Annotated in this window: 19 protein-coding genes and 3 pseudogenes; 15 read left to right on the forward strand and 7 right to left on the reverse strand. The window is 72.3% G+C overall.

Annotated features, from left to right (window positions below; genetic code table 11):
• The coding region (locus ABT288_RS17015; protein WP_351607905.1) for a hypothetical protein at positions 1–1336 on the forward strand (1336 nt) is incomplete at its 5' end.
• Positions 1337–1595: 259 nt separating this feature from the next.
• Here the strand turns inward: ABT288_RS17015 and ABT288_RS17020 are convergent.
• On the reverse strand, positions 1596–3062 hold the full coding sequence (locus tag ABT288_RS17020; RefSeq protein ID WP_351607908.1) for an MFS transporter: 1467 nt from the start codon (positions 3060–3062) through the stop codon (positions 1596–1598).
• 454 nt (positions 3063–3516) lie between these two features.
• On the opposite strand from ABT288_RS17020, the gene ABT288_RS17025 reads away from it, so the two are divergent.
• Entirely contained in the window at positions 3517–3978 is a 462-nt protein-coding gene (locus tag ABT288_RS17025; RefSeq protein WP_351607911.1) for an AAA family ATPase, read from the forward strand.
• 164 nt (positions 3979–4142) lie between these two features.
• On the opposite strand, the pseudogene ABT288_RS17030 reads toward ABT288_RS17025, so the two are convergent.
• Positions 4143–4583 (reverse strand): annotated as a pseudogene (locus ABT288_RS17030) (hypothetical protein); the annotation flags it as partial.
• A 10-nt stretch (positions 4584–4593) separates the two neighbouring features.
• Between ABT288_RS17030 and ABT288_RS17035 the strand changes: the two are divergent.
• Both ABT288_RS17035 and ABT288_RS17040 read left to right on the forward strand, forming a co-directional pair.
• Entirely contained in the window at positions 4594–5385 is a 792-nt protein-coding gene (locus ABT288_RS17035) for an esterase/lipase family protein (protein WP_351607914.1), read from the forward strand.
• A 129-nt stretch (positions 5386–5514) separates the two neighbouring features.
• Positions 5515–6402 (forward strand): GNAT family N-acetyltransferase, encoded by an 888-nt coding sequence (locus tag ABT288_RS17040; RefSeq protein ID WP_351607917.1) that lies wholly within the window; start codon positions 5515–5517, stop codon positions 6400–6402.
• Positions 6403–6455: 53 nt separating this feature from the next.
• Here ABT288_RS17040 and ABT288_RS17045 read toward each other — a convergent pair whose 3' ends face one another.
• Both ABT288_RS17045 and ABT288_RS17050 read right to left on the reverse strand, forming a co-directional pair.
• Positions 6456–7451, reverse strand: a complete 996-nt coding sequence (locus ABT288_RS17045) for a hypothetical protein (protein ID WP_351607920.1) — start codon at positions 7449–7451, stop codon at positions 6456–6458.
• Positions 7452–7695: 244 nt separating this feature from the next.
• The gene (locus ABT288_RS17050; protein WP_351607923.1) at positions 7696–8868 is read right to left on the reverse strand and encodes a site-2 protease family protein; all 1173 of its coding nucleotides are present in this window, start codon (positions 8866–8868) and stop codon (positions 7696–7698) included.
• A gap of 270 nt (positions 8869–9138) precedes the next feature.
• On the opposite strand from ABT288_RS17050, the gene ABT288_RS17055 reads away from it, so the two are divergent.
• Positions 9139–9501, forward strand: coding sequence for a DUF488 domain-containing protein (locus tag ABT288_RS17055; RefSeq protein WP_351607926.1), 363 nt, complete (start codon positions 9139–9141; stop codon positions 9499–9501).
• Between the two features lie 139 nt (positions 9502–9640).
• A complete protein-coding gene (locus ABT288_RS17060) occupies positions 9641–10081 on the forward strand; it encodes a pyridoxamine 5'-phosphate oxidase family protein (RefSeq protein WP_351607929.1) in 441 nt (146 codons plus the stop codon).
• Positions 10082–10123: 42 nt separating this feature from the next.
• Here ABT288_RS17060 and ABT288_RS17065 read toward each other — a convergent pair whose 3' ends face one another.
• Positions 10124–10588, reverse strand: coding sequence for a pyridoxamine 5'-phosphate oxidase family protein (locus tag ABT288_RS17065; RefSeq protein ID WP_351607932.1), 465 nt, complete (start codon positions 10586–10588; stop codon positions 10124–10126).
• A 188-nt stretch (positions 10589–10776) separates the two neighbouring features.
• Entirely contained in the window at positions 10777–11097 is a 321-nt protein-coding gene (locus tag ABT288_RS50255; RefSeq protein ID WP_451336289.1) for a CBS domain-containing protein, read from the reverse strand.
• Positions 11098–11424: 327 nt separating this feature from the next.
• On the opposite strand from ABT288_RS50255, the gene ABT288_RS17075 reads away from it, so the two are divergent.
• From ABT288_RS17075 to ABT288_RS17115, 9 genes and pseudogenes are all read left to right on the forward strand, one after another.
• Positions 11425–12108 (forward strand): response regulator, encoded by a 684-nt coding sequence (locus tag ABT288_RS17075; RefSeq protein WP_351607935.1) that lies wholly within the window; start codon positions 11425–11427, stop codon positions 12106–12108.
• A gap of 92 nt (positions 12109–12200) precedes the next feature.
• Positions 12201–13916, forward strand: a complete 1716-nt coding sequence (locus tag ABT288_RS17080; protein WP_351607938.1) for a sensor histidine kinase — start codon at positions 12201–12203, stop codon at positions 13914–13916.
• Between the two features lie 650 nt (positions 13917–14566).
• Positions 14567–14674 (forward strand): annotated as a pseudogene (locus tag ABT288_RS17085) (transposase); the annotation flags it as partial.
• Between the two features lie 56 nt (positions 14675–14730).
• Positions 14731–14913 (forward strand): annotated as a pseudogene (locus ABT288_RS17090) (carbamate kinase); the annotation flags it as partial.
• A 202-nt stretch (positions 14914–15115) separates the two neighbouring features.
• The gene (locus ABT288_RS17095; protein ID WP_351607941.1) at positions 15116–16021 is read left to right on the forward strand and encodes a universal stress protein; all 906 of its coding nucleotides are present in this window, start codon (positions 15116–15118) and stop codon (positions 16019–16021) included.
• A 22-nt stretch (positions 16022–16043) separates the two neighbouring features.
• Positions 16044–16532 carry a zinc-binding dehydrogenase gene (locus ABT288_RS17100; RefSeq protein WP_351607944.1) on the forward strand — a complete coding sequence of 163 codons (489 nt, stop codon included), beginning with the start codon at positions 16044–16046 and terminating at the stop codon, positions 16530–16532.
• Positions 16533–16537: 5 nt separating this feature from the next.
• Positions 16538–17410 carry a universal stress protein gene (locus tag ABT288_RS17105; protein WP_351607947.1) on the forward strand — a complete coding sequence of 291 codons (873 nt, stop codon included), beginning with the start codon at positions 16538–16540 and terminating at the stop codon, positions 17408–17410.
• A gap of 298 nt (positions 17411–17708) precedes the next feature.
• Entirely contained in the window at positions 17709–18611 is a 903-nt protein-coding gene (locus ABT288_RS17110) for a universal stress protein (protein ID WP_351607950.1), read from the forward strand.
• 137 nt (positions 18612–18748) lie between these two features.
• Positions 18749–19762, forward strand: coding sequence for a 2-hydroxyacid dehydrogenase (locus ABT288_RS17115; protein ID WP_351607953.1), 1014 nt, complete (start codon positions 18749–18751; stop codon positions 19760–19762).
• Positions 19763–19772: 10 nt separating this feature from the next.
• On the opposite strand, the gene ABT288_RS17120 is transcribed toward ABT288_RS17115, so the two are convergent.
• Positions 19773–20690: an alpha/beta fold hydrolase gene (locus ABT288_RS17120; protein ID WP_351607956.1), complete on the reverse strand. Its 918-nt coding sequence runs from the start codon at positions 20688–20690 to the stop codon at positions 19773–19775.
• Positions 20691–20842 lie beyond the last annotated feature (152 nt).

The following is a 20842-nucleotide window of genomic DNA, read 5'->3' on the forward strand; positions in this document are numbered from 1 at the left end:
CACGGCCGTCTACGTCATCCCCAAGGCCACCCTGGAGTCGGCGGCAGGCAGTTCCATCACCGAGTTCGACTGGAAAGTCCGGGCCACCGACTTCCACCGCACCGGCGCCTGGTCGGCCATCTGCCACTTCTCCTTCGACCCGACGCGCCCCGGCACGCCCGTCATCGCCCAACCGGCGGCGTCCACCGTCGGACAGCCGCTGAACATCGCCGTCACCGCGCCCAGTGGTGGGACCGTACCGAGCAGCTACCGATATCAGCTCAACACAGGTGCCCCAGCCACCGTCACCGCTGACGCCTCCGGCAACGCCACCATCACGGTCACCCCGACCAGCCGCACCAATACCCTGTCGGTCACCAGCCTGTCCGCGGGAGGCAACTTCGGCGGGACGGCGACCATTGCCTTCAACTCCGCCGCGCCGACGACCCATCAGGCCGACGGCGACCTGACCGGCGACGGCATCCCCGACCTGCTCACCGTCGGCGCCCAGAACGGACTTCCCTCAGGTCTGTGGCTGGCCCCCGGTACCGGTGATGGACACGTCAGCACCGCGCCGACGGACATCGGCGTCAACGGCAACGGCTTCAACGCCAACGGCTCGCCGTCGGACTTCGACGGCTCGGCGGTCGTCGCCGGACGGTTCACCGGCGGCACCGAACAGGACGTGCTGGTCTACTACCCCAGCGGCAACGACGCGGGCGGCGGCGCGATCATCAAGGGCAACGGAGACGGCGCGCCGCTCAACCCGGTCAGCGGGAACACTGTCAGCATCCCGGCCGGGGCGTTCCAGGACATCAACGGCAACAACCCCGTCCAGCTCTCCAACGCCGGAAACACCTCCGGCGGCAACACCGGGTTCCCCGACCTCATCGGTGTCTCCGGCGACAGCGTCAACGGTTACGCCCTCAACCTCTACCCGAGCAGCGCCGGCGCCGGCAACTACCAGTTCCCCGTCGCGCTCAACGCCGGCACACCCGACGGAACCGCGGACTGGAACAACTGGACTGTCGCCACCACGCAGCTGCCCACCACGGACGGCGGAAGCAGCACCGCGATGTTCCTGTGGAAGAAGTCCACCGGCGAACTCGACCTGTGGAAGAACCTGGCCGCCGACCCCAGCACCGGCAACCTCACCTACACCGCCTACCCGGTCGCCACCGGGTGGAACACCAGAGCCGCACTGACCCTGCAGGCCGCCGACGCCAACCGCGACGGCATCCCCGACCTGTGGGCTGTCTCCGCAGGCGGGACGGTCACGGCCAACCTGTTCACCAACCTGTCCACCACCACCCCGGCCACCCTGTCCCGGATCACTGAGACCCTCGCCACCAACTGACGAATGATGAAGGGCGTCTCGACCACCCAGGACACTGCTCCCTCTGCGTGGACCTGAACGCCTGCCTTCAAGGCCTCTTGGTAGCCGGATGAGCCATACCAATCCGGGTGCCAAGAGGCCCTGCTGGCCTTCCCGGTCGGCCTCCTGAACAGCCAAGTAATTACCGCATCAACAGGGGTTGACCGAGCTCAAGGAGGGGGCCGCGTGCCAGACCACTGGATGTCGGACCACCGCCCTCGACAGGAGCTGGGCCAAGGGGTCATCGGGACCGGCGGTGGCAAGGAAGCAGGTGACCGGGCAGCAGGCGGAGCGCGAGGACGGCGGCGACGAGGTAGAGCAGTGCCGAGCCCAGCGCGACGGTGTGGAAGCCGTGTACGAAGTGCGCGCCGCTGCCGGGCCGGCCGGCGACGGCACCGGCCACCGCGATGCCGATCGCACCGCCGGCCTGGCGCGCGGTGTTGTTGATGGCCGAGGCGAGTCCGGAGCGTTCGCCGGGCACGGCGGTGATGGCAGCGGCGACGACGGCGGGGGTCAGCAGGCCCAGTCCGACGCCCCACAGCAGGAACGCGGGCAGCATGGTGCCGTAGCCCGACGACGGCGTCACCCGGGTCAGCAGTGCCAGCCCCGCCGCGGCGAGGAGCAGCCCGGCACCGGCCGGCAGGCGGGCCCCGGTCCAGCCGGTCAGCCGCCCGCCGAACGGCGCCAGCACGGCCGGCGGCGCGAACAGTGGGACGATCGCCAGCCCCGCTTCGAGCGGTGGGCGATGCTGGAGGGACTGCAGGAACAGCATCAGGACGAACAGCGTGCCGAGGGTGCACAGGTTCATCGTCCCGGCCGCCGTGTTCGCCACGCTGAATCCCGCGCGCCGGAACAGTCCGAGCGGCAGCATGGCCCGATCCCCGCGGCGCCGCTCGACGAGGACCAGCGCGACGAGCGCCGCCAGGGCCACGACCACGGTCGCGACGACCGGCGCGGACCCGGCGCCGGAGCGCCCGCCCTGGATGAACGCGAACGTCGTCGCCAGCAACAGCAGGCTCCCCACCAGCAACCCGGGCAGATCCAGACCCCTGGTCTGCGGCTCCCTGCACTCTCGGACGATCGCCCCGGCCCAGACCAGGGCCGGCAGCACGATCGGCACGTTGAGGAGGAAGATCGCACGCCAGCCGAAGGCGTCGACCAGCGCCCCGCCCAGCAGCGGCCCCGCGGGCAGGGCGAGGCTGCCGATGCCCGCCCACACGCCGATCGCCCTCGCCTGCCCGGCCCCCTCGGGGAAGGCGTCACTGATGATCGCCAATGTTCCGGGCAGCAGCAGGGCGGCTCCGATTCCCTGCACGACGCGGGCGGCGACCAGCACCGCGGCACCGGGGGCCAGGCCGCAGGCGAGCGAGCCCGCCCCGAAGACGATCAGCCCGATCAGCACGATCCGTTTGTGGCCGTGCAGATCGCCCAGCGTGCCGGCGGTGAGCATCAGCGACGCCAGCGCCAGCGCATAGCCGTCGACCACCCACTGCAGGCCGCTCACGTCGGCGCCGAGCCCGGAACCGATCCGTGGCAGCGCGACGTTGACGATCGTCACGTCGAGCAGCACCAGAAAGTAGCCGACGCACATCACGACCAGTACGGTGCGCGGCGAGCCGGCCTTCCCGGCCCGGGGCACCGTACGCCGCAACACACTCACAGCGGCACCGGCCACCCCGGCTGCGTACCCCCCGGAAGACGCAGCCATTCCCTCCTCGGCTCCGGTCAGCAGGAGAGGAGCCGGTCGTCCCGGCGAAGGTTCGCCCCGCCCCGGAGCAGTGCGTTCTCCATGACCACCGCATCCCGGCCGGTGCGCACCGCGCCGTCCTCGGCGGATGCAGCCAGCCCAGTACTCGCCGGCCGGGCGGGATGCCGAATCCGTACCACGCCAGTCCGGCGAGGAGCGACACCACCGCGGCCGAGGCGATGACCACCGTGTACGTCTGTCGCACCTGCCCGCGGTGGCCGCCGCGACGCAGCAGGTACAGGCATCCGATCGCCGGCCGGACGGGGCATGACGATTCGCTCCCCTCGTACGCATCCACACTGTTCGGCTCGGACCGCTCGAGTGCGCCGCCTGCCCCCGCCGCCGTCGCGGTCGGCAGGGGCCGTGAGACACGCGGGCTGTCGGACGCCGGCCTTCACGTGTCATCGTGGCGGTCATGGCGATCGACGTAGACGTGGCCGTCCTGGTCGGGCTGCAGGCTTCCGGAAAGTCCACCTTCTACACGCGGTGCCTGTCCGGTCAGTACGCGCTGGTCAGCAAGGACCTGTTTCCGCGGGGCGCCAAGAACAAGCAGCGGAGGCAGATGCGACTGGTGGAGGAGCATCTGGTGGCGGGGCGGCCGGTGGCGGTCGACAACACCAACCCCTCGCCGCAGGAGTGGGGCCCGCTGGTGGAGCTGGCCCACACGCACGGGGCGACGGTCACGGCCTACTGGTTCCCTCCGGACGCGGCCGGCTCGCTGCGACGCAACGCCGCACGCGAGGGCCGTGACCGTGTCCCGGACGTCGGCGTTCTCACCACACTGAAGCGGCTGCGCAAGCCATCGCCGGCGGACGGATTCGACGAGGTCCGGGAGGTGCGGTTCGACGGGCGGGGAGGCTTCGACGTACGGGGATGAGGTCGCCGCTCCTGGGGATCTCCGGCGAGCAGTCCACGAAGAACGGGCCGACGACGTCGGAGAACGGCACGAACTCCTGCCGGCGGTCGGTGGTGATACGACCGGCCCGGTGAGGAGTCGATCGCCCGCCGCCATTCGGCCTCGGGCGGCCTGACCTCGCGGACGAACGCGTGCAGATGCGGGACCAGGGCCTGTATCAGCTCCCCGAGCCGGGGATCCGGGCGCGGCGACGGCGGCAGCCGCCGGGCGAGCCGGGCCGGGCCGGGCGGCGACGGGGTGGGCGAACGCGTCCGCGACGGCAGTCCGGGCCCGCGCCGCCCTACGCGCGGCCGTGGCGGCTGCCTGGCGGTTGCGTCATCGCTCCGGCGACTGCGGTCGACGCCGCGCGCCGGGCGAGGAAGCCAGGGGGCACGCCGTGCCGACCACGGCGTACGCGCGTTCTCCACCACGACACCACCCTCCAGACCGGTATCGACGGCGCAGCCACGGTGGCGGGAGGGAATCAGAGGGGCGCGTGCAGCGTTTTGGGGGAACACGGGGAATAGATAGAAGCACCTCGGGGCGTAGGTCGGGAGGTGAGCGGGTACGGGCACTCCCTTCAGCACCCAACTGTCGGTGCCGGGCCTGTCGCCGGTGCGCGGTCTCGGCGCCGAGGCCGGCCGGGCGGCCGTACGCCTGGTCAGGCTCCCGGTCGATATCGCCGTGGAGGGCGTGGAGCAGCTGACCGGATGGATCGGTCACGCCCGGCCCGCGCGGCCGACGGAGTGGAGCAGGCCACCGTCGGCCGACGCGACGGTCCCGGTGCTCCTGGTCCACGGCCTGGCCGACCGGGAGTGGGTCACGTCCTCCCTGCGGCGTGGCCTGGACGGCTGCGGCGCGGGTCCCTTCGTCACCGTCAGCTACAACGCGCTCAGCCCGGACATCCGCACGGCGGCCAGGGTTCTCGGCGACCAGGTGGAGACGGTCCACGCCTGCGGTGGGGCCCGGCCCGTGGTCCTGATCGGATACAGCCTGGGCGGGTTGATCGCGCGCTACTACGTGCAGCGCCTCGGCGGGGACCGGTGTGTCCCCCTGCTCATCACACTGGCGACCCCGCACGCGGGGACCGCGACGGCACTGCTGGCTCCGCCCCATCCGCTGCTGCGCCAGCTGCGGCCGGGCAGCGATGTGCTGACAGAGCTCGCCGGGCCCGCCACCGGTTGCCGGACCCGGTTCGTGGCCTTCTACAGCGACCTGGACGAGGCCGTCGTACCGGCCGCCAGGGGCCGCATCGACCATCCCCACCTCAAGGCCCGCAACGTGCTCGTGCCCGGTGTCGGACATCTGACCCTGCCGCTGCACCAGCCGGTCATCGATCAGATGCGCTCCCTGCTGACCGCCGCCGGCCAGGCCGTGGCCGCCGCATGATCTCCGCCTCGCCCGTGACATCGGCTCCGCCCGCCCGTGACATCGACGACGAATCGGAGGACGCTGGGACGTAGGGGGTAGGAAAGAACGTAGCCGGTAAGAACGTCAGCACCTGTGCGGACCGACACCATGGCCTCTTCACCCAGCCCCAGTGGCGCGACCATGCGCCCCTATCGCCCCGAGGACGAGCCAGGGGTGCAGGAGCTGATCGATGCGGACCGCCTGCCGGGGCAGCAGCGCTGCACGCCGGAGCAGCTGGCCGCCGCGCGGAGCCGTCCGCTCGCCCTGGCCGGCTGGGCCACGTCGGCCCGGCCGGGTATCGGCGTCCTCGCCGACGCCGACGAGCGCCCCCGCGGCGTCGTCGCGTACGTGTCCTGGACGGATGCCCGCACCGGCGTGATCTGCTGGGCCTACGGCCGCGAGGATCCGCCCGTGCTGCGTGCCCTCCTCGGTCACGCATGCGCCGAACTCGCCCACTGCCCGAAGATCGACGCGTTCGTCGGCGCCCCGCCGGGGCCACTGGGGCCGGGCGGCCTGCCCCGTGTCCGTCGCGCCGTGACCCATGACGCTCTGGTGGAGGCCGGATTCACCGGCCGTTGCCAGGGTGCCTACCTGTACTGCGCGCTACCGGGCGAGCCGTCGCCCGCCAAGCTGGTCGCCGACGTCTTTCCCTGCGAAGTCCCTCCCGGGCACCGGCTGATCGTCCGTGACGGGGCCGAGCCGGTCGCGGAGGCGGTGGTCGGTGCCGGACCCGGCCGCACCGCCACCGTGTACTGGATCGAGACCCGTCACACCCACCGTCGCCGGGGCCTTGGCCGCAAGCTGCTCGGCCAGGCCCTGGCCCTGCTGGCCGAACAGGGTGCCTGCGAGGTCGCCCTCGTCATCGACGACATCCCGGACCGTACCCCGGAGGGCGAGGCCGCCGCCCGGCTCTTCGGCTCCTTCGGCTTCACCCTTGTCGACCGGTTGTGGACCTACCGGCGGCAGCACCCCCGAGCCCCGCGGCCGACCGTGTGAGTCCGGCGGCGCGACCGCGGGGCCGTCCAGCGGGGCAGCGCGAGCCGCACCAATCAGGCGGGCACTCGCTCGGCGGCCTTCTCCGCGGCCTTGAGGACCGTGGAACGTGCCTGATGGCGCCGCTCGTACTCCAGAACCCGCCGGCAGTGCCTGGGTTCGGCGTCATTGAGCCGCTTGACGACCTCCTCCGCGGTCATGCTGTCGTAACCGGGCCAGGGCACCGGCCCGAGCAGGGCGGCGATCCGGCTCAGGACAGCCGGGCGGCCCGCGTGGGAACGCTCGTAGGCGCCGACCATGGCCAGGTCCGTCTGCGCCAGGTGCGGCAGCCGGTCGATGATCATCCTGGTGCTGAGCCTGCGGTAGTCCGGGATCGGCAGCTCGACCTCGCTGATGAGGGCTCCCCGCGGGGCGCCCTGGAGCCGGTCCGCACCCGGCATGCGCTCAGCCGTCTCCCGCAGCCAACTGCTCCACTCCCGCACCGCCAGGGCCGCACCGCCCACACCCGATCCGTCCGTGGTCTCGCTGGCCGCCACCGCGGCTTCGGCGTGCTGCTCGAGAGCGTCGGCGAGCTCCTCCAGCGCCTCCTCGTCGTCATGGCGGATGGAGCCGAGCAGCTCGGTGGTGACGCCGTCCCCGGACTCCTGGGCGATGCGTTCGGCGGCCCGGCAGACGGCCAGGGCCAGTGCGGTGACGGCGTACTCGTCCTCGGCGTTCTTCAGCAGCCGCAGCTGGGTGGCCGTTCCCCGGCCCCGGAACACGGCGGCCGGAACCGACATCGCCATCTCGAGGGGCAGCCGGGCCGCATGCCCGGTGAGCTGCCAGGCGCCTCCGAGGACGCTCTGCATCATCCCGCGGGGGTGCAACGTGTCCAGGCGTTCGTCGATGCGGTAGACGTGGCCGCGGGCGTCGCCGAGGCGGCGCTCCAGGACATCCCGGTGTTCACCGGGGGGCGTGACGGCGAGGTGGGCCTTGAAGCGGTCGGCGAGCGCCGCCTTGGTCTCACGGACCTCGCGCAGCGCCGGAACGAGCAAGTCTGTGGCTACGGACATCAAGGTTCCTTCGGGTGCTCGGTGCTCGGGAGGAATCGGCCGGAAACCGGCCCCGCCCCCACCGTGCCCCGAACCCGCCACTCCCGCATCCTCCGCTCCGGCGTACGGGAGCGGGCACAAGCGGGGGCCGGTTCCTGGACTTGGCGCCAAGGCCTAGGTCCTGGCGGTGCTGCGACCGGGGAAGGCGGTGGCACCGCGTGCCCTGCGCCGGTGTCGGTGCGCTGAGCCATCCGGGGCTCGTCGGCTACGTGGTGATCCCCTCGCGGCCCGCTCCGCCGCTCGGCGCTGCCGTCCCGTCGCTCTTGCGTGCCGTGTACTGCTGGTAGAGCCGTTGGATGTCGTGTGCGGTGATGATGCCGTCCAGGCGGGAGCCGTCCATGACCAGGACGGGCAGCCCGCCGTCGGTGCCGAGCCGTGCCAGGACTGCGGTGAGCTGCTCGTCCGGTGCGGCGATGGTGCACTGGGAGACGGGTGTCGCGAGGTCCCGTACGGGACGCGCCTGCTGCTCGCCGGACGGACCGACGATCAGCCGGCGCAGCTGTACGACCCCGCTCGGCCGGCCTTCGAAGTCCAGCAGCGGCAGCACCGAATGCCGTGTCCGGGCGGCCACGTCGGAAAGGAAACGGTCCACGGTCAGCCAGTCGGGGCCGGTGTCCACCGGACTGGTCATCGCGTCGGCCACCCGCACCCCGCGCACGGCCAGGGCCAGCTGCGCCCACCGGCGTTCGGCCGCGGCGGCGCCCGCCACGAACAGCGCGACGACCATCAGCCACAGTCCGCCCGTCATACCCCTGGCGAACGCGAGCCAGCCCACCACGGCCAGAGCCATGCCGATGATCTGTCCGGTGCGCCCGGCCGCGCGCTGGGCCCGTTCGCGGTCGCCGGTGCGCCACCACAGCGCGGCCTGGAGCACCCGGCCTCCGTCGAGCGGAGCGGCGGGCAGCAGGTTGAAGACACCCAGCAGCAGGTTGGTGCCGCCGAGCCAGCCCAGTACGACGACGGGGAGTCGCCAGTCGAGTGTCGCGTGGACCCCTGCCGCGGCGCCGACCGCGGCCCCGCCGAGCAGCAGGCTGGCGAGCGGCCCACTGACGGCGACCGCGAACGTCGTCCGCGCCGTGGCGGGCCGGTCCATCCGGGTCACTCCGCCCAGTGCCCACAGCGTCATGTCCTGCACCGGCACCCCGGCCCGCAGGGCCATGAGCGCGTGTGCCGTCTCATGCATCACCAGGCTGGCGAGCAGCAGGAGAGCGCCGGCAACCCCGGCCGTCGCGTACGCGAGGGACGACAGACCGGGTGCGTACGCGGGCAGCGTCCGGTCGGCCAGACCGTACGCGAAGAGCAGCATGACCAACGGCACGCTCCAGTGCGCGCGCACCGTCACACTCCGCACACTTCCGATCCTGATCGAACCCTTCATCGCCCATCTCACCACCGACGGAGTGACGCACACGGCCCCACGCCGTGGAGCGTCCCCCTCCATGCTCCATCGGGTACCCGTCGACCGGAAACGCCCCCACCTGGCGCCGCGTGTGCTCGTCCGGGACGGCGAGCCCGGCGACGAGGGCCCGAGGTGACCTGACCGGTCCCCGATAAAATGGACGAGTCGAGAACGTCCGCTCCGCAGCAGGGCGCGAAGTCGCCCGTCCGCTCGAGGCCGGGGCGGCCGACCTGGGGAAAGGGCAGCGCGATGGCCAGACAGATCGCCTATCGCAGAGTCTACGAGGAGACCTCACCGCAGGACGGGAAGCGCGTGCTCGTCGACCGGGTCTGGCCACGGGGCATGCGCAAGGAGGACGCGCATCTGCACGAGTGGCTCCGTGACGTCGCCCCGTCGAGCGACCTGCGCAAGTGGTACGGCCACGAGCCCAGCCGCTTCACCGAGTTCCGCCGCCGCTATCTGGCAGAGCTGCGCGACACGGAGCACCGCGAGGCGGCCGAACATCTGCGCGACCTGGCAGCACACGACAGGCTCATGCTGCTGACCGCCACCAAGGACGTGGACCACAGCCAGGCCGCTGTCCTGGCGGAGTGGCTGACCGGGAAACGGTAAGGGCGGTTTGGCCCCTTTTGTGGCGCTCACCGGTGGGCCGCTCTCCGGCGAGGCCGGGACCGGTGGCCCCTCATCCGCCGCCGTCTCCCGGCGCAGCATGGAGCGTGCATCCTCCCACCGGGCGAGAGACGGGCTGACCATGTACCCGAACGACGGTTTCCGCGAATTCGGTCGTGGAGAGTGCCTGCGCCTGCTGGCGACGGCTCCTGTCGGCCGTATCGTCCACACGCGCAAGGCGCTGCCCGCCGTCCTGCCGGTCAATTTCCGTCTGGACCACGACGGCGCCGTCGTGCTGCGCACCGCGGCGGCCTCGGAACTGGCCCGCGCGGTCGACGGCGCGGTCGTGGCCTTCGAAGCGGACGCGGTCGATGCGGTCGCGCAGGCCGGCTGGAGCGTCGTCGTCACAGGTCGCGCCGAGGTCGTGACCGACGAGGCCGAGCTGAGACGCCTGGACCGTATCGGCCTGTGTTCCTGGGTGCCCTCACCCGAGGAGGTGTACGTGCGCATCGAGCCCGAACTGGTCAGCGGGCGGGAACTCCTCGCCGGCCACACGATGTACGGCGTGCACCTCTCCGCGTGACTGCGGTGCGCAGCTGCAACGGAGGCGATCAGGCGACCGTGGTCAGGCGGATCCGGACTCCTCGGCCGCGGTGAGCCTGGCACCGGTGATCAGATCGGGGTGGATACGCACCGCGTAGTCCATGGTCCGGTTCACCCACGGCTGCAGCAACGCCTGGTAGCGGGCCAGTTCCCCGGGATCGGTCACGAGGTGGGCATACCCGGTGACGACCACGCTCCACCCCAGATGGGTGTGCGGGTCGATGGCGTCGGCCTCGTAGGCGACGACGACGCCCGGTGCACCGGCCTGACGGGTGCGTGAGGTCAGGGCCGCACCCTCATGGGTGCGGATGACGATGTCGCCGTCGTCCAGGACGTGGTTGACCGGGCGGACGGTGGGCAGTGCCTGGCGGGTGAAGACGATCCGGCCGAGGGAGACACTCCCCAGCAGCCGCAGTGCCTCGTCGCTGTCGAGCTCGACGCTGCGGCGCGGCCCCGGGGGAACGGTCTGGACGTTGTCGATGGTCATGGCGGGCTTCCGTACGGACTCGCTGCTCACTGCGCTGTGTCTCCGGCCGACGTGGCGGGGTTTCCACGCGCCCTGCCGCCGTTGGGACGAGCGATGTACCGGTACGGCATGTGCGCTGTCCTCCTGGTCGCGGGCGGCTGTCCGTCCGCGGCGGCGGCGAGCCCGAGGCCACGGACAGATCGATCGGGTCATTGGAACGGCTCCGGGGCCCCGCACACCAGGGCCGTTCGGCCCTGTTTCCTCGGCCGGGCGCACCGTGAGCCGGCAGGATCCGGGACAAGCCCCGCCGCCCCGCTGAGCTGCCGGCCGGCGTCCGGTTCAGGGAGCCAGGCACCCCTCCCGCCCGGCAGAACCTCCTCGATCACCTGCCGGCGAATCTCCTCGTCCGTACGGAGGAAGGGCCGCAGCAGGCCACGACGGGTGGCGATGCCGAGGATGCGGTCCTCCCCGTCCGCCACAGGCAGCCGGTCGACCCGATGACGCTCCATCATCCGTGCCGCGTCCGACACGCGTTGCTCCGTGAACCGTGACCGCAGGGTCCGCCATGACCTCTCCCGCGGCCGCGGCCGTCGATCCACGCGTCGAGCGCCTCGGACCGGGCAACGCGAGCCGGCGTCCCCGGCCAGTTCGTGCCCGGGCCACCCGTCCCGGCGCGAGGTCGGTGCCCGGACGGGCGGCGCGCGGGCCTCCGGCGCCCCTGGGGCTGTCATGACAGGGTGAAATCAGGGCCGACCGGCCCTGGTCCGTGGGCCCGGAAACGAGAAGGATCTCGGTGGGCGGGGTCGGTCCTGTCCATCGGCGGACATCGGTGCGGAACGCAGAACAAGGAGTTTTCGATGGCGGACGGCGAGCAGGACAGCACGATCCGGGTCTTCCTGCTGGACGACCACGAGGTGGTGCGGCGCGGCGTGCGCGACCTGCTGAACGACGAGCCCGACATCAGCGTGGTCGGCGAGGCCGGCACGGTGGAGCAGGCCCTGGTGCGCGTCCCCGCGCTGCGCCCGCAGGTGGCCGTGCTCGACGTACGCCTGCCCGACGGCGACGGCGTGACCGTGTGCCGGGAACTGCGCTCCCGGATGCCCGACCTGGCCTGCCTGATGCTGACCTCCTTCGACGACGAGGAGGCACTCCTCGACTCGATCATGGCGGGCGCGTCCGGCTACGTCCTGAAGCAGATCCAGGGCTCGGACCTCGTGTCCGCCGTGCGCACCGTCGCCAGCGGCCAGTCCCTGCTCGACCCGAGCGCCACCACCAAGCTGATGGCCCGGCTGCGCGGCGGTGAGCAGCAGGAGGAGGAGCCGGACGAGCTGCAGGGCCTGACGGAACGTGAGCGGGAGATCCTGGCCCTGATCGGAGAGGGGCTGACCAACCGCCAGATCGGTCAGCGGCTCTACCTTGCAGAGAAGACGGTGAAGAACCACATCTCGCGGCTGCTCGCCAAGCTCGGCGTCGAACGGCGTATCCAGGCCGCCGTCATCGCCACTCAGGTCCACGACCGGCAGCGGCAGGAAGGATCCTGAGCCCCGGAACCGCCTCCCCTCGGGAGCCGCTACCGTGACCCCCGGCCGGAACGACGGGCCGAGGGTGCGCGAGGGGCTTGGAGGACACACTGGTGGGAAGCACCGAGGGCACGCAGGTGCGACTGCCGCAGCTGCGGCTGGACGAGCTGCTCGCAGAGTTGCAGGCGCGCCTGGACGCGGCGCGCGGTACTCGGGACCGGGTGCACAGTCTGCTGGAGGCCGTCCTCTCGGTGGGCCGGGAGCTGGACCTCAAGCAGGCACTGCGCAGCATCGTGGAAGCGGCCGCCGTTCTGGTCGAGGCCGAGTACGCGGCCCTCGGCGTGATCGGACCGGACGGGAAACGGCTGTCGGACTTCCTCACCGTCGGCGTCAGCGAGGAGCAGATCACCCGGATCGGACCCTACCCCGAAGGCCACGGCATCCTCGGCCAGTTGATCCGGCACCCCGAGCCGCTGCGGCTGGCCAAGCTCTCGGAACACTCCGCTTCGTACGGCTTCCCGCCGGGCCATCCCCCCATGAACACCTTCCTCGGCGTACCGATCCGGGTGCGCGACCAGGTGTTCGGCAACCTGTACCTGACCGAGAAGCGCGGCGGGGCACAGTTCGACGAGGAGGACGAGTCGGTCCTGTCCACCCTTGCCGTCGCCGCGGGCGTGGCCATCGACAACGCCCGCCTGTACGAGGAGTCCCGGCTGCGGGAACGCTGGCTGCAGGCGAGCGCGGAGATCACCCACAGCCTCATGTCCGGCAGCGGTCGCGGTGAGGCCCTCGGACTGATCGCCGAACGGGCCCTGGAGATCACGGACGCGGTGCTCGCCGTGGTCGCGGTGCCCATGGAGGACACCGGCGCCCTCACGGTGGAACTCGCGATCGGACAGGAGGCGGAGGGCCACAGCGGCCTCGTCCTTCCGGTCGACGACAGCCTGATCGGCCGTGCCTTCGCCACCGCCGCGCCCGTCACCAGCCCTGATGTGTCCCGCGGCGATGGGGACTCGGCCGCCCCGGCACGCTTCACCGGACTCGGTCCGGCCGTCGCCGTCCCGATCGGAACCGGCGAGGGCGTGCGGGGTGTGGTGCTGCTGGTCCGTGCGGCGGGCCGGACGGTGTTCACCGGCAAGGAGACCCAGCCCCTGCAGGGATTCGCCGCGCAGGCGGCCGTCGCGATGGAGCTCGCGCAGCGCCGGCAGGACGCCGAGCAGATCAGGCTGCTGGAGGACCGCGACCGTATCGCCCGGGACCTGCACGACCTGGCCATCCAGCGGCTGTTCGCCACCGGCATGACCCTGCAGAGCGCGGGCCGGTTCATCGAGCACGCCGAGGCCTCGGAGCGGGTGCTGCGCGCGGTGGACGACCTGGACGAGACCATCAAGATCATCAGGTCGACGATCTTCGGTCTGCGGACGCGTGAGGGCGCCGACGGTCCCGGCCTGAGGACCCGGGCGGTGCGCGTGGCCGGCGAGGCGGCACCGGTGCTGGGCTTCGCGCCCAGCCTGCGCATGGAGGGCCTGCTGGACACTCATGTACCCAAGGAGGTCGCCGACCACGTGGTGGCCGTCCTCTCGGAGGCCCTGACCAACACCGCCCGGCACGCGCACGCCGACCGCGCCGAGGTCGCACTGACGACCGACGGCCGCGAGCTCTGCCTCACCGTCTCCGACAACGGCGTGGGAATCCCGCCGGAGGGCCGCCGCAGCGGACTGCGCAACATGGCCGAACGGGCCGAACAGCTGGGCGGGGACCTGACGTTCACCGGCCCGCCCGACGGCGGCACCACGATCGTCTGGCGGGTGCCGGTCTCGGAGGGTTAGCGGCGCCGGCTCGACGTCGCTGCGGTCCGCCCAGACCGTGGCCCCGACACACGGCCCGGCCGCGGGCCGGGTCGTCCTGGCACAGGGAACGTACGGCCGTGGCGTCGAACTCGCAGGCCCCGCACCCGGGTCGTCGCCTCGGCGCCCAGGTGCGGCAGGTGCGGTGCGAACAGCCGGGCAGGGCCGGCGAGTTCGGCCGGCGACAACCGCCCTCGCCCGTGTGCCGACGACAACGGCCGTCGCCCCTGTGCCGACGAGGGCGACGGCCGTCGTGCGAGCGTCGTGCCTCCCCCGACACGAGACCCGCGCGGACGTCCTTGCCACTCGTGGGGGACCGCGGGAAGGAGTGCCCCACCTCTTCGGAGTCGCAAGGACGCGGCACCGCAGCCTGGTTGACGTCGTGTCCCGAGAGGACTGCCGCGGTTGCTGCCTACGAGAGTGGAACCGGGACGGGTCGCCGGGAAGAGGGCCGACCGGCCCTCAGGGCAGGGTCTGAAGACCCTCCTGCGACACCGGCCGGACCCATCCGCGAGCGACCCGCACAAGGAGCTCCCCATGCTGATGTCGTGCCGCGGCCGTGACCGGTTGTGTGGCTGGTGGCACGATCCGTCACGGATCACGGCCCACAGGACCGTCGTACGCCGCGGAGGTGGGGCAGCGCCGACCGGCTCGCCGGCTACGCCGGTCTGGCACCGGCACCACGCGACTCCGGGCGCGTCAGCGGCAATCTCGGCAGACCACGCCGCTTCCACCGGCGCCGGGTGGTCGCCTCACCCGCGCCGGAGCGGGCCGTGGAGACCGGCACCCTCCACGACCTGCTGAACTGCGGTGCACTGGTGAGTTCCCCGCCGGTTCGATGGGCCCCGAGGCCGAGGCCGCCGCCCGCTTCGTCGAGCGCGTCGGCGGCCTGGCCGCGATCGGCGCCCTGGACGCGGCGTACGAGAGCGTGCACGGCCGCTCGGGCACACTGATGCGCCCGGACCTCACGGCCGGCTGAGCACGCTGCAGTGGCTGAGTCCGCCTCGCAGACCAAACAGCCCGCCGGGCAGGGACGTTCAGCCCACTCGATGGAGACCTTCGGCACGCGGCGGGACGCCGTGCACCGGACGAGAGTGAGGGACGAGGGGCAGCGGCCCCTGCCCGCGCAACCCCTGAACACGACGCTGGAATCGGGTTTCCCGATTCAGGAGGTGGAGATCATGCCCCGCACCATCACCGTGGGTCTCGACGGCTCGCCCGAGTGCCGCGCCGCCGCGGAGTGGGCCGCCCGCGAGGCGGAGCTGCGCGGACTGCCCGTGAAGCTCGTCCAGGTCTGGGAGCCGGCACCGGCCCCGACGGCGCACGCCCCGTTCCTCGGCGCCGAGACCTATCAGCACTGGAGCGAGCGGATTCTCCGGGAGTCCGCCGAGGGTCTGCGGCTGCGCCACCCCGATGCCGAGGTGAGCACGGAGCAGCTGAGCGGTTCGCCCGCCGAGGCCCTGGTCGGCGTGGCGAAGGACGCCGAACTGCTGGTCCTCGGCTCGCGCGGGCTGGGCGGGATCGCCGGTTTCCTGGTCGGCTCGGTCGGTCTCGCGGTCGTGGCGCACGCCGAGCGGCCCGTCGTCCTGGTCCGGGCCGGTGAGCAGGCCGCGGACGAGCACGAGACGGGCGCGGCCGGTGTCCGGTCCCACGCCACCTCGTTCCGCCCGGTCGTCCTCGGACTCGACCTCGGCAGCCCCGACGAGACCGTGATCCGGTTCGCCCTCGACGCCGCCGTCCGCCGCGACGCGCCGCTGCGAGTCGTACACGGCTGGAACCCGACGCCGTACCACGCCTACGGCATGGCGCCCGACCCCGGAGTCCAGCAGTTGCTGGCGGACAGCGACGCCGACGCGCTGACCGAGGTGCTGGCCCCCTGGCAGCAGAAGTACCCCGACGTCCAGGTCGTCGCGCAGTCGCGCTTCGGCAGCCCGTCCAACCTCCTGATCGACGCCTCCCGCGAGGCCTCGCTGGTGGTCGTCGGCCGGCGCATCCGCCGGGCTCCCGCCGGTGCCCACGTCGGACCCGTCACCCATGCCGTCCTGCACCACGCCACCGCCCCCGTCGCCGTCGTCCCGCACGACTGACCCACCCCGAGGAGCAGACATCATGAAGGCAGCGGTGGTACGAGCCTTCGGTGCACCCCTGGTCATCGAGGAGCGCCCCGATCCCGAGCCCGGCGTCGGCCAGGTCGAGGCCGTCGGCGAGGGGGTCACTCACCTGACCGTCGGCCGGCGGGTCGCCGTGCCCTGGCCGGTCAAGGCCTGCGGGCGCTGCGAGCACTGCCTGTCCGGCTGGGATATCGGAGGCCTTGGCCACCTCGCCCTGCAGTGCGCGGCGATCGCCGGTTCCACCGTCGCCGCCATCGGCGTCACCGACGACAAGCTCGTACTCGCCAGGGAACTCGGCGCCGACCTCGTCATCGACGCCCGCAAGCAGGATGCCGGCCAGGTACTCAAGCAGCACGGTGGCGCCCACGCCGCGATCGCGCTCGCGGTGAACGACGCCGCGTTCGAGGCGGTCGACTCCGCCGAGGTCTTCCAGCTGCACGCGGCCGGCCGGACCCGGGTCGTCCACGACCTCGGGATGGAGGGCTGACAGCGATGGACCTCCCGATCGTCGTCGGCGTGGACGGCTCCGAGCCGAGCCTGCGGGCCGTCGACTGGGCGGCCGACGAGGCCGCCGTGCGCGGGGTGCCGCTCCGCCTGGTGTACGCCTCGCTGTGGGAGCGGTACGAGGGTGTCTCCCTCGCCGCGGACCTCGGCAAGCCCTCCGAGCAGCTGATGGCCGAGGAGATCGTGGCGACCGCCGAGCGGCGGGCCCGGCGCCGGCAGGCCGACGTGAAGATCTCCACCGACGTACTGCCGGAAGAGCCCGAATACGCCCTCGTACGGGAGAGCCGCACCGCCTCGGCTGTCGTCCTGGGCTCCCGCGGCCGGAGCGGAACCGCCGAGGCGCTCCTCGGCTCCGTCTGCGTGACGGTGGCCGGTCACGCGCACTGCCCGGTCATCGTGCTGCGCGGCAGCCACGACGACCAGGCACGGTCCGGGGTGCGCGGCCGCATCGCCGTCGGTGTCGGCGGGGACGCGGGGAGCGCGGCGGCCGTGCGCTTCGCCCTCGAGGAGGCGCGGCTGCGCGGGGTGCCGCTGGACGCCGTACGAGCCTGGCGGTGCCCCGCGCACGAGAGCAACGACAACGGCCGCTGGTCGGGCGACGCGGCCCGACAGCATGAGCAGCGGGCCGCGGCGGTGCTGGAAGCGGCCGTGCAGGACGCCCCGGCCGATGCCGAGACGCACCGGCGTACCGTCGAGGGCCCCGCCCGCCAGGTGCTGTCGGCCGTCTCGGCGGAGGCGGACCTGCTGGTCGTCGGAGCCCGGCGGCGAGAGGGCCACTACGGCCTCCAGCTCGGCCGTGTCGCCCACACGGTGCTGCACCACGCCGCCTGCCCGGTCGCCGTCGTACCCCAGCGGGCGTGACGGCGGCGACCGGCTGCTGAGAGGCTGGCCCGATGCGATCGGCCTCGCCGGTACGACACGGCGGGCGAGGAGGAGCCGGCGGAGATCCCCGTCGCCGTGTCCGACGGACTGCACCACCGCCGGGTGGGCACCCTGCTCGTGGAGCTTCGCGCACCAGGACGGCGTGATGCCTGGCCCACGGAGAACCACATCCACGGGTCCAACGGGCCTGGGGGAGACCTTGCGGCCCCTGCCCGCCGGGTGGCCGTGGCTCGACGCCGGCAGTACCGAGCAGACCGAAGCGCAGGAGGTGCGCACCATGCTTTCGCCGGTCATCGCTGGAGTTGACGGATCGTCGGAGAGCCTCGCCGCCGCCGAGTGGGCCGCCCGCGAGGCGGTGCGCCGGGACCGACCGCTCCGACTGGTGCACGCCTGGCACCGGCACCCCCACCGGACGGGCGGCGAGTCCGCGAACGCCGCGCAGCGCCACCCGGCGCGCCGTGCCCTGCGCCAGGCGGAGGAACGCCTCCGCAGCGCCGTACCCGACGTCCGCCTCACCGACCGGCAGGTCGAGGGACCGGCGACCGCAGCCCTGCTGAAGGCCGCCGAGGAGTGCGAGCTGCTGGTGCTGGGCTCCCGCGGCCTGACCGGCTTCACCGGGCTTCTGGTCGGCTCGGTCGCCCTGGGCGTGGTCGCGAGGGCCACCCGTCCCGTCGTCCTCGTCCGAGCGGGGGAGGAGGCCGAGGACGAGCACGTACCGGATGCCGACGGCAGCCCGTCCACCCGGACCGGATACCTGGACGTGGTGCTCGGCATCGACCTCGCCGACCCCTGCGACGAAGTGATCGAGTTCGCCTTCGAGGCGGCCCGGCTGCGGCACACCCGGCTCCGCGTGGTGCACGCCTGGCAGCCACCGTCCGCGATCGGCCTCGGCCCCGGCGACATCGCACTGGTCGACGAGCCCCAACGGGCCGAGGAGTGGCGGGGGTTCCTGTCCGCCGTCCTGCACATGTGGCGTGAGAAGCACCCCCGGACCGAGGTACTGGAGACCGTCGTGGAGGGCAGGGCCTCCACCGCGCTGGTCCGGGCCGCCTCCGCGGCGAGCCTCCTGGTCGTCGGCCGCCGTCTGGCCGAACGGCCGACGCCTCCGCGCCTCGGCCCCGTCACCCATGCCGCGGTCCACCACGTCCGCTGCCCGCTGGCCGTCGTCCCCCACACGTGAGCGTGCCCAGCCGGCGCCGAGGTGCCCGGCGTCCGGGCCGATGGACCGGGCTGCCCGAGCCCATCGGCCCTCTCCACCCCGGCGGCCTCGGCCTACGGTGGACAGGCGATGGCTTTGTGCCGGCGGGAGGAGTGCAGGTGGAGATCATCGCGTACGGCGTTCTCGCGGACGAGGAGCCCTTGCTGGGGGAGGCGTTCGACAAGGCGTTCGCCGGCCGGCACGAACTGCGCTGTCTCGGGCTGTTCCTGGACCGCGACACCGTCCCGACGGCCGCGGGCAACGAGGTCGTCCTCAGCAGCGTCAACGACACTCTCGACGCCGAGGTCCTGCGCGCCCTGGCCAAGGGCGGCACGCGGATGATCGCCCAGCGGTCCACCGGTTACAACAACATCGACCTGACCGCAGCCAAGGAACTGGGGCTCACGGTCGGCCGGGTCTCGTCCTACTCGCCGTACTCGGTCGCCGAGTTCGCCTGGACACTGGCGCTGGCGGTCAACCGCCGGATCGTCCGGGCCGCGCACCGCACCCGGGAGTTCGACTTCCGGCTCGACGGGCTGATGGGCCGCGACCTGCGCGGCCGTACGGCCGGGGTGGTGGGCACCGGCAGGATCGGAGCGGCGTTCACCCGGATCGCACACGGATTCGGGATGCGGCTGCTGGGCTGGGACATCGCGGAGAATCCCGACTGCCTCGCCCTCGGGATGGAGTACGTCCCGCGTGAGCGGCTGTTCGCCGAGGCGGACCTGGTCAGCCTGCACGTGCCACTGCTGCCGGAGACCCGTCACCTCGTCGACACCACGGCCCTGGCACTGATGAAGCACGACGCGATCCTGGTCAACTCCAGCCGCGGCGGGCTGGTGGACACCGACGCCCTGCTGGAGACGCTGCGCGCGGGGCGGTTGAGCGGTGTCGGCCTCGACGTGTACGAGGAGGAGGCCGGCGTGTTCTTCCTGGACAAGTCGCTGGAGGTGATGACCGACGAACGCCTCGCACGGCTGATGACCTTCAGCAACGTCCTGGTCACCTCGCACCAGGCGTACTTCACCAGGGTCGCCGTCGGACAGATCGCCCGGACCACCATGGCCGACATCGAGGACTACCTCGCCGGCCGCTCCGGCGACAATGTGCTGGTCGGCTCCGGCACAGCCTGAAGCGCGTGGGTCAGGAACGTGCTCGCGATGCCGCCGAGCGCGGCGGCGCGCTGGGGGTGCCCGTCGCAGCCGGTGTCCGCGAGCCGGGGCGCGCCGAGCCGGCAGCGGTCGCGCCCTGCAGGATCAAGTCGGCGACGGCGTCGGGACGCGCGATGAGCGACACATGGCAGGAGTTGATCTCCACGGTGTGGGACTTGGCGCGTCTGGCCTCGAAGCGTTCCTGGTCCGGGTTGATGGTCCTGTCCTGGCGGCTCACGAGAGCCCAGGAGGGGATGTTTTTCCAGGCGGCGACCTTGGCGGTCTGCGAGAACGCGGTCGTCGCGGCCGGGCGCTGGGTGACCCCGAGCAGGTTCGCCTGGCTCATGGGCAGGCAGGCAGCGAAGACCGGGTGCACCTTGTCCCGCTTGAGGTACAGATCGGCCCCGCCGGCCTCACCTGTTCGATAGGGCACGGAGGTGGTGGCGGTGGCGATCGCACTGGGGAACCGGGCGGCCAGCGACATGCCGCTCTCCCCGACGTCGGGCATCTGCGCGGATATGTAGACCAGTGACTTCACCTCCGGGTTGCCCGCCGCGGCCGTGCTGATGACGGCGCCGCCGTAGGAGTGGCCGACCAGGACGATGGGACCTCTGATCGACTTCAGTACCGAGGCGATGTATGCGGAGTCGCTGTACAGACCGCGCAGCGGATTGGCCGGGGCCATGACCGTGTAACCGCGACGTTCGAGTCGTTCGATCACTCCGTTCCAGCTGGAGGAGTCTGCGAACGCGCCGTGCACCAGGACGATGGTCGGCTTCCCGCCGCTCGCACCGGCGTCACCCGCCAAGGCAGGGGTGGTGGTCGTCGCGCACAGGGCAGCGGCGCATCCCGCCGTCGCGAAGCGGAGGGGCAGTGTGCGGCGCAGTGAGCTCAGGACCCTTACCGTCATGCCGTTCTCGCTTTCGCTGGGACTCCTGGGGCATCTCAGCGTTCACCCATGGGCGGGGGGCAGGCACGACAGCACCGTCCAACCGGGTGAATCCGGTGCGGCAGCAAGGTGACACCGGGTCGCCGAGGGTGTGCGTCAGCGATGGGCGAGGG

The organism is Streptomyces sp. NPDC001093 (assembly GCF_040298985.1).
Classification (GTDB): Bacteria; Actinomycetota; Actinomycetes; order Streptomycetales; family Streptomycetaceae; genus Streptomyces.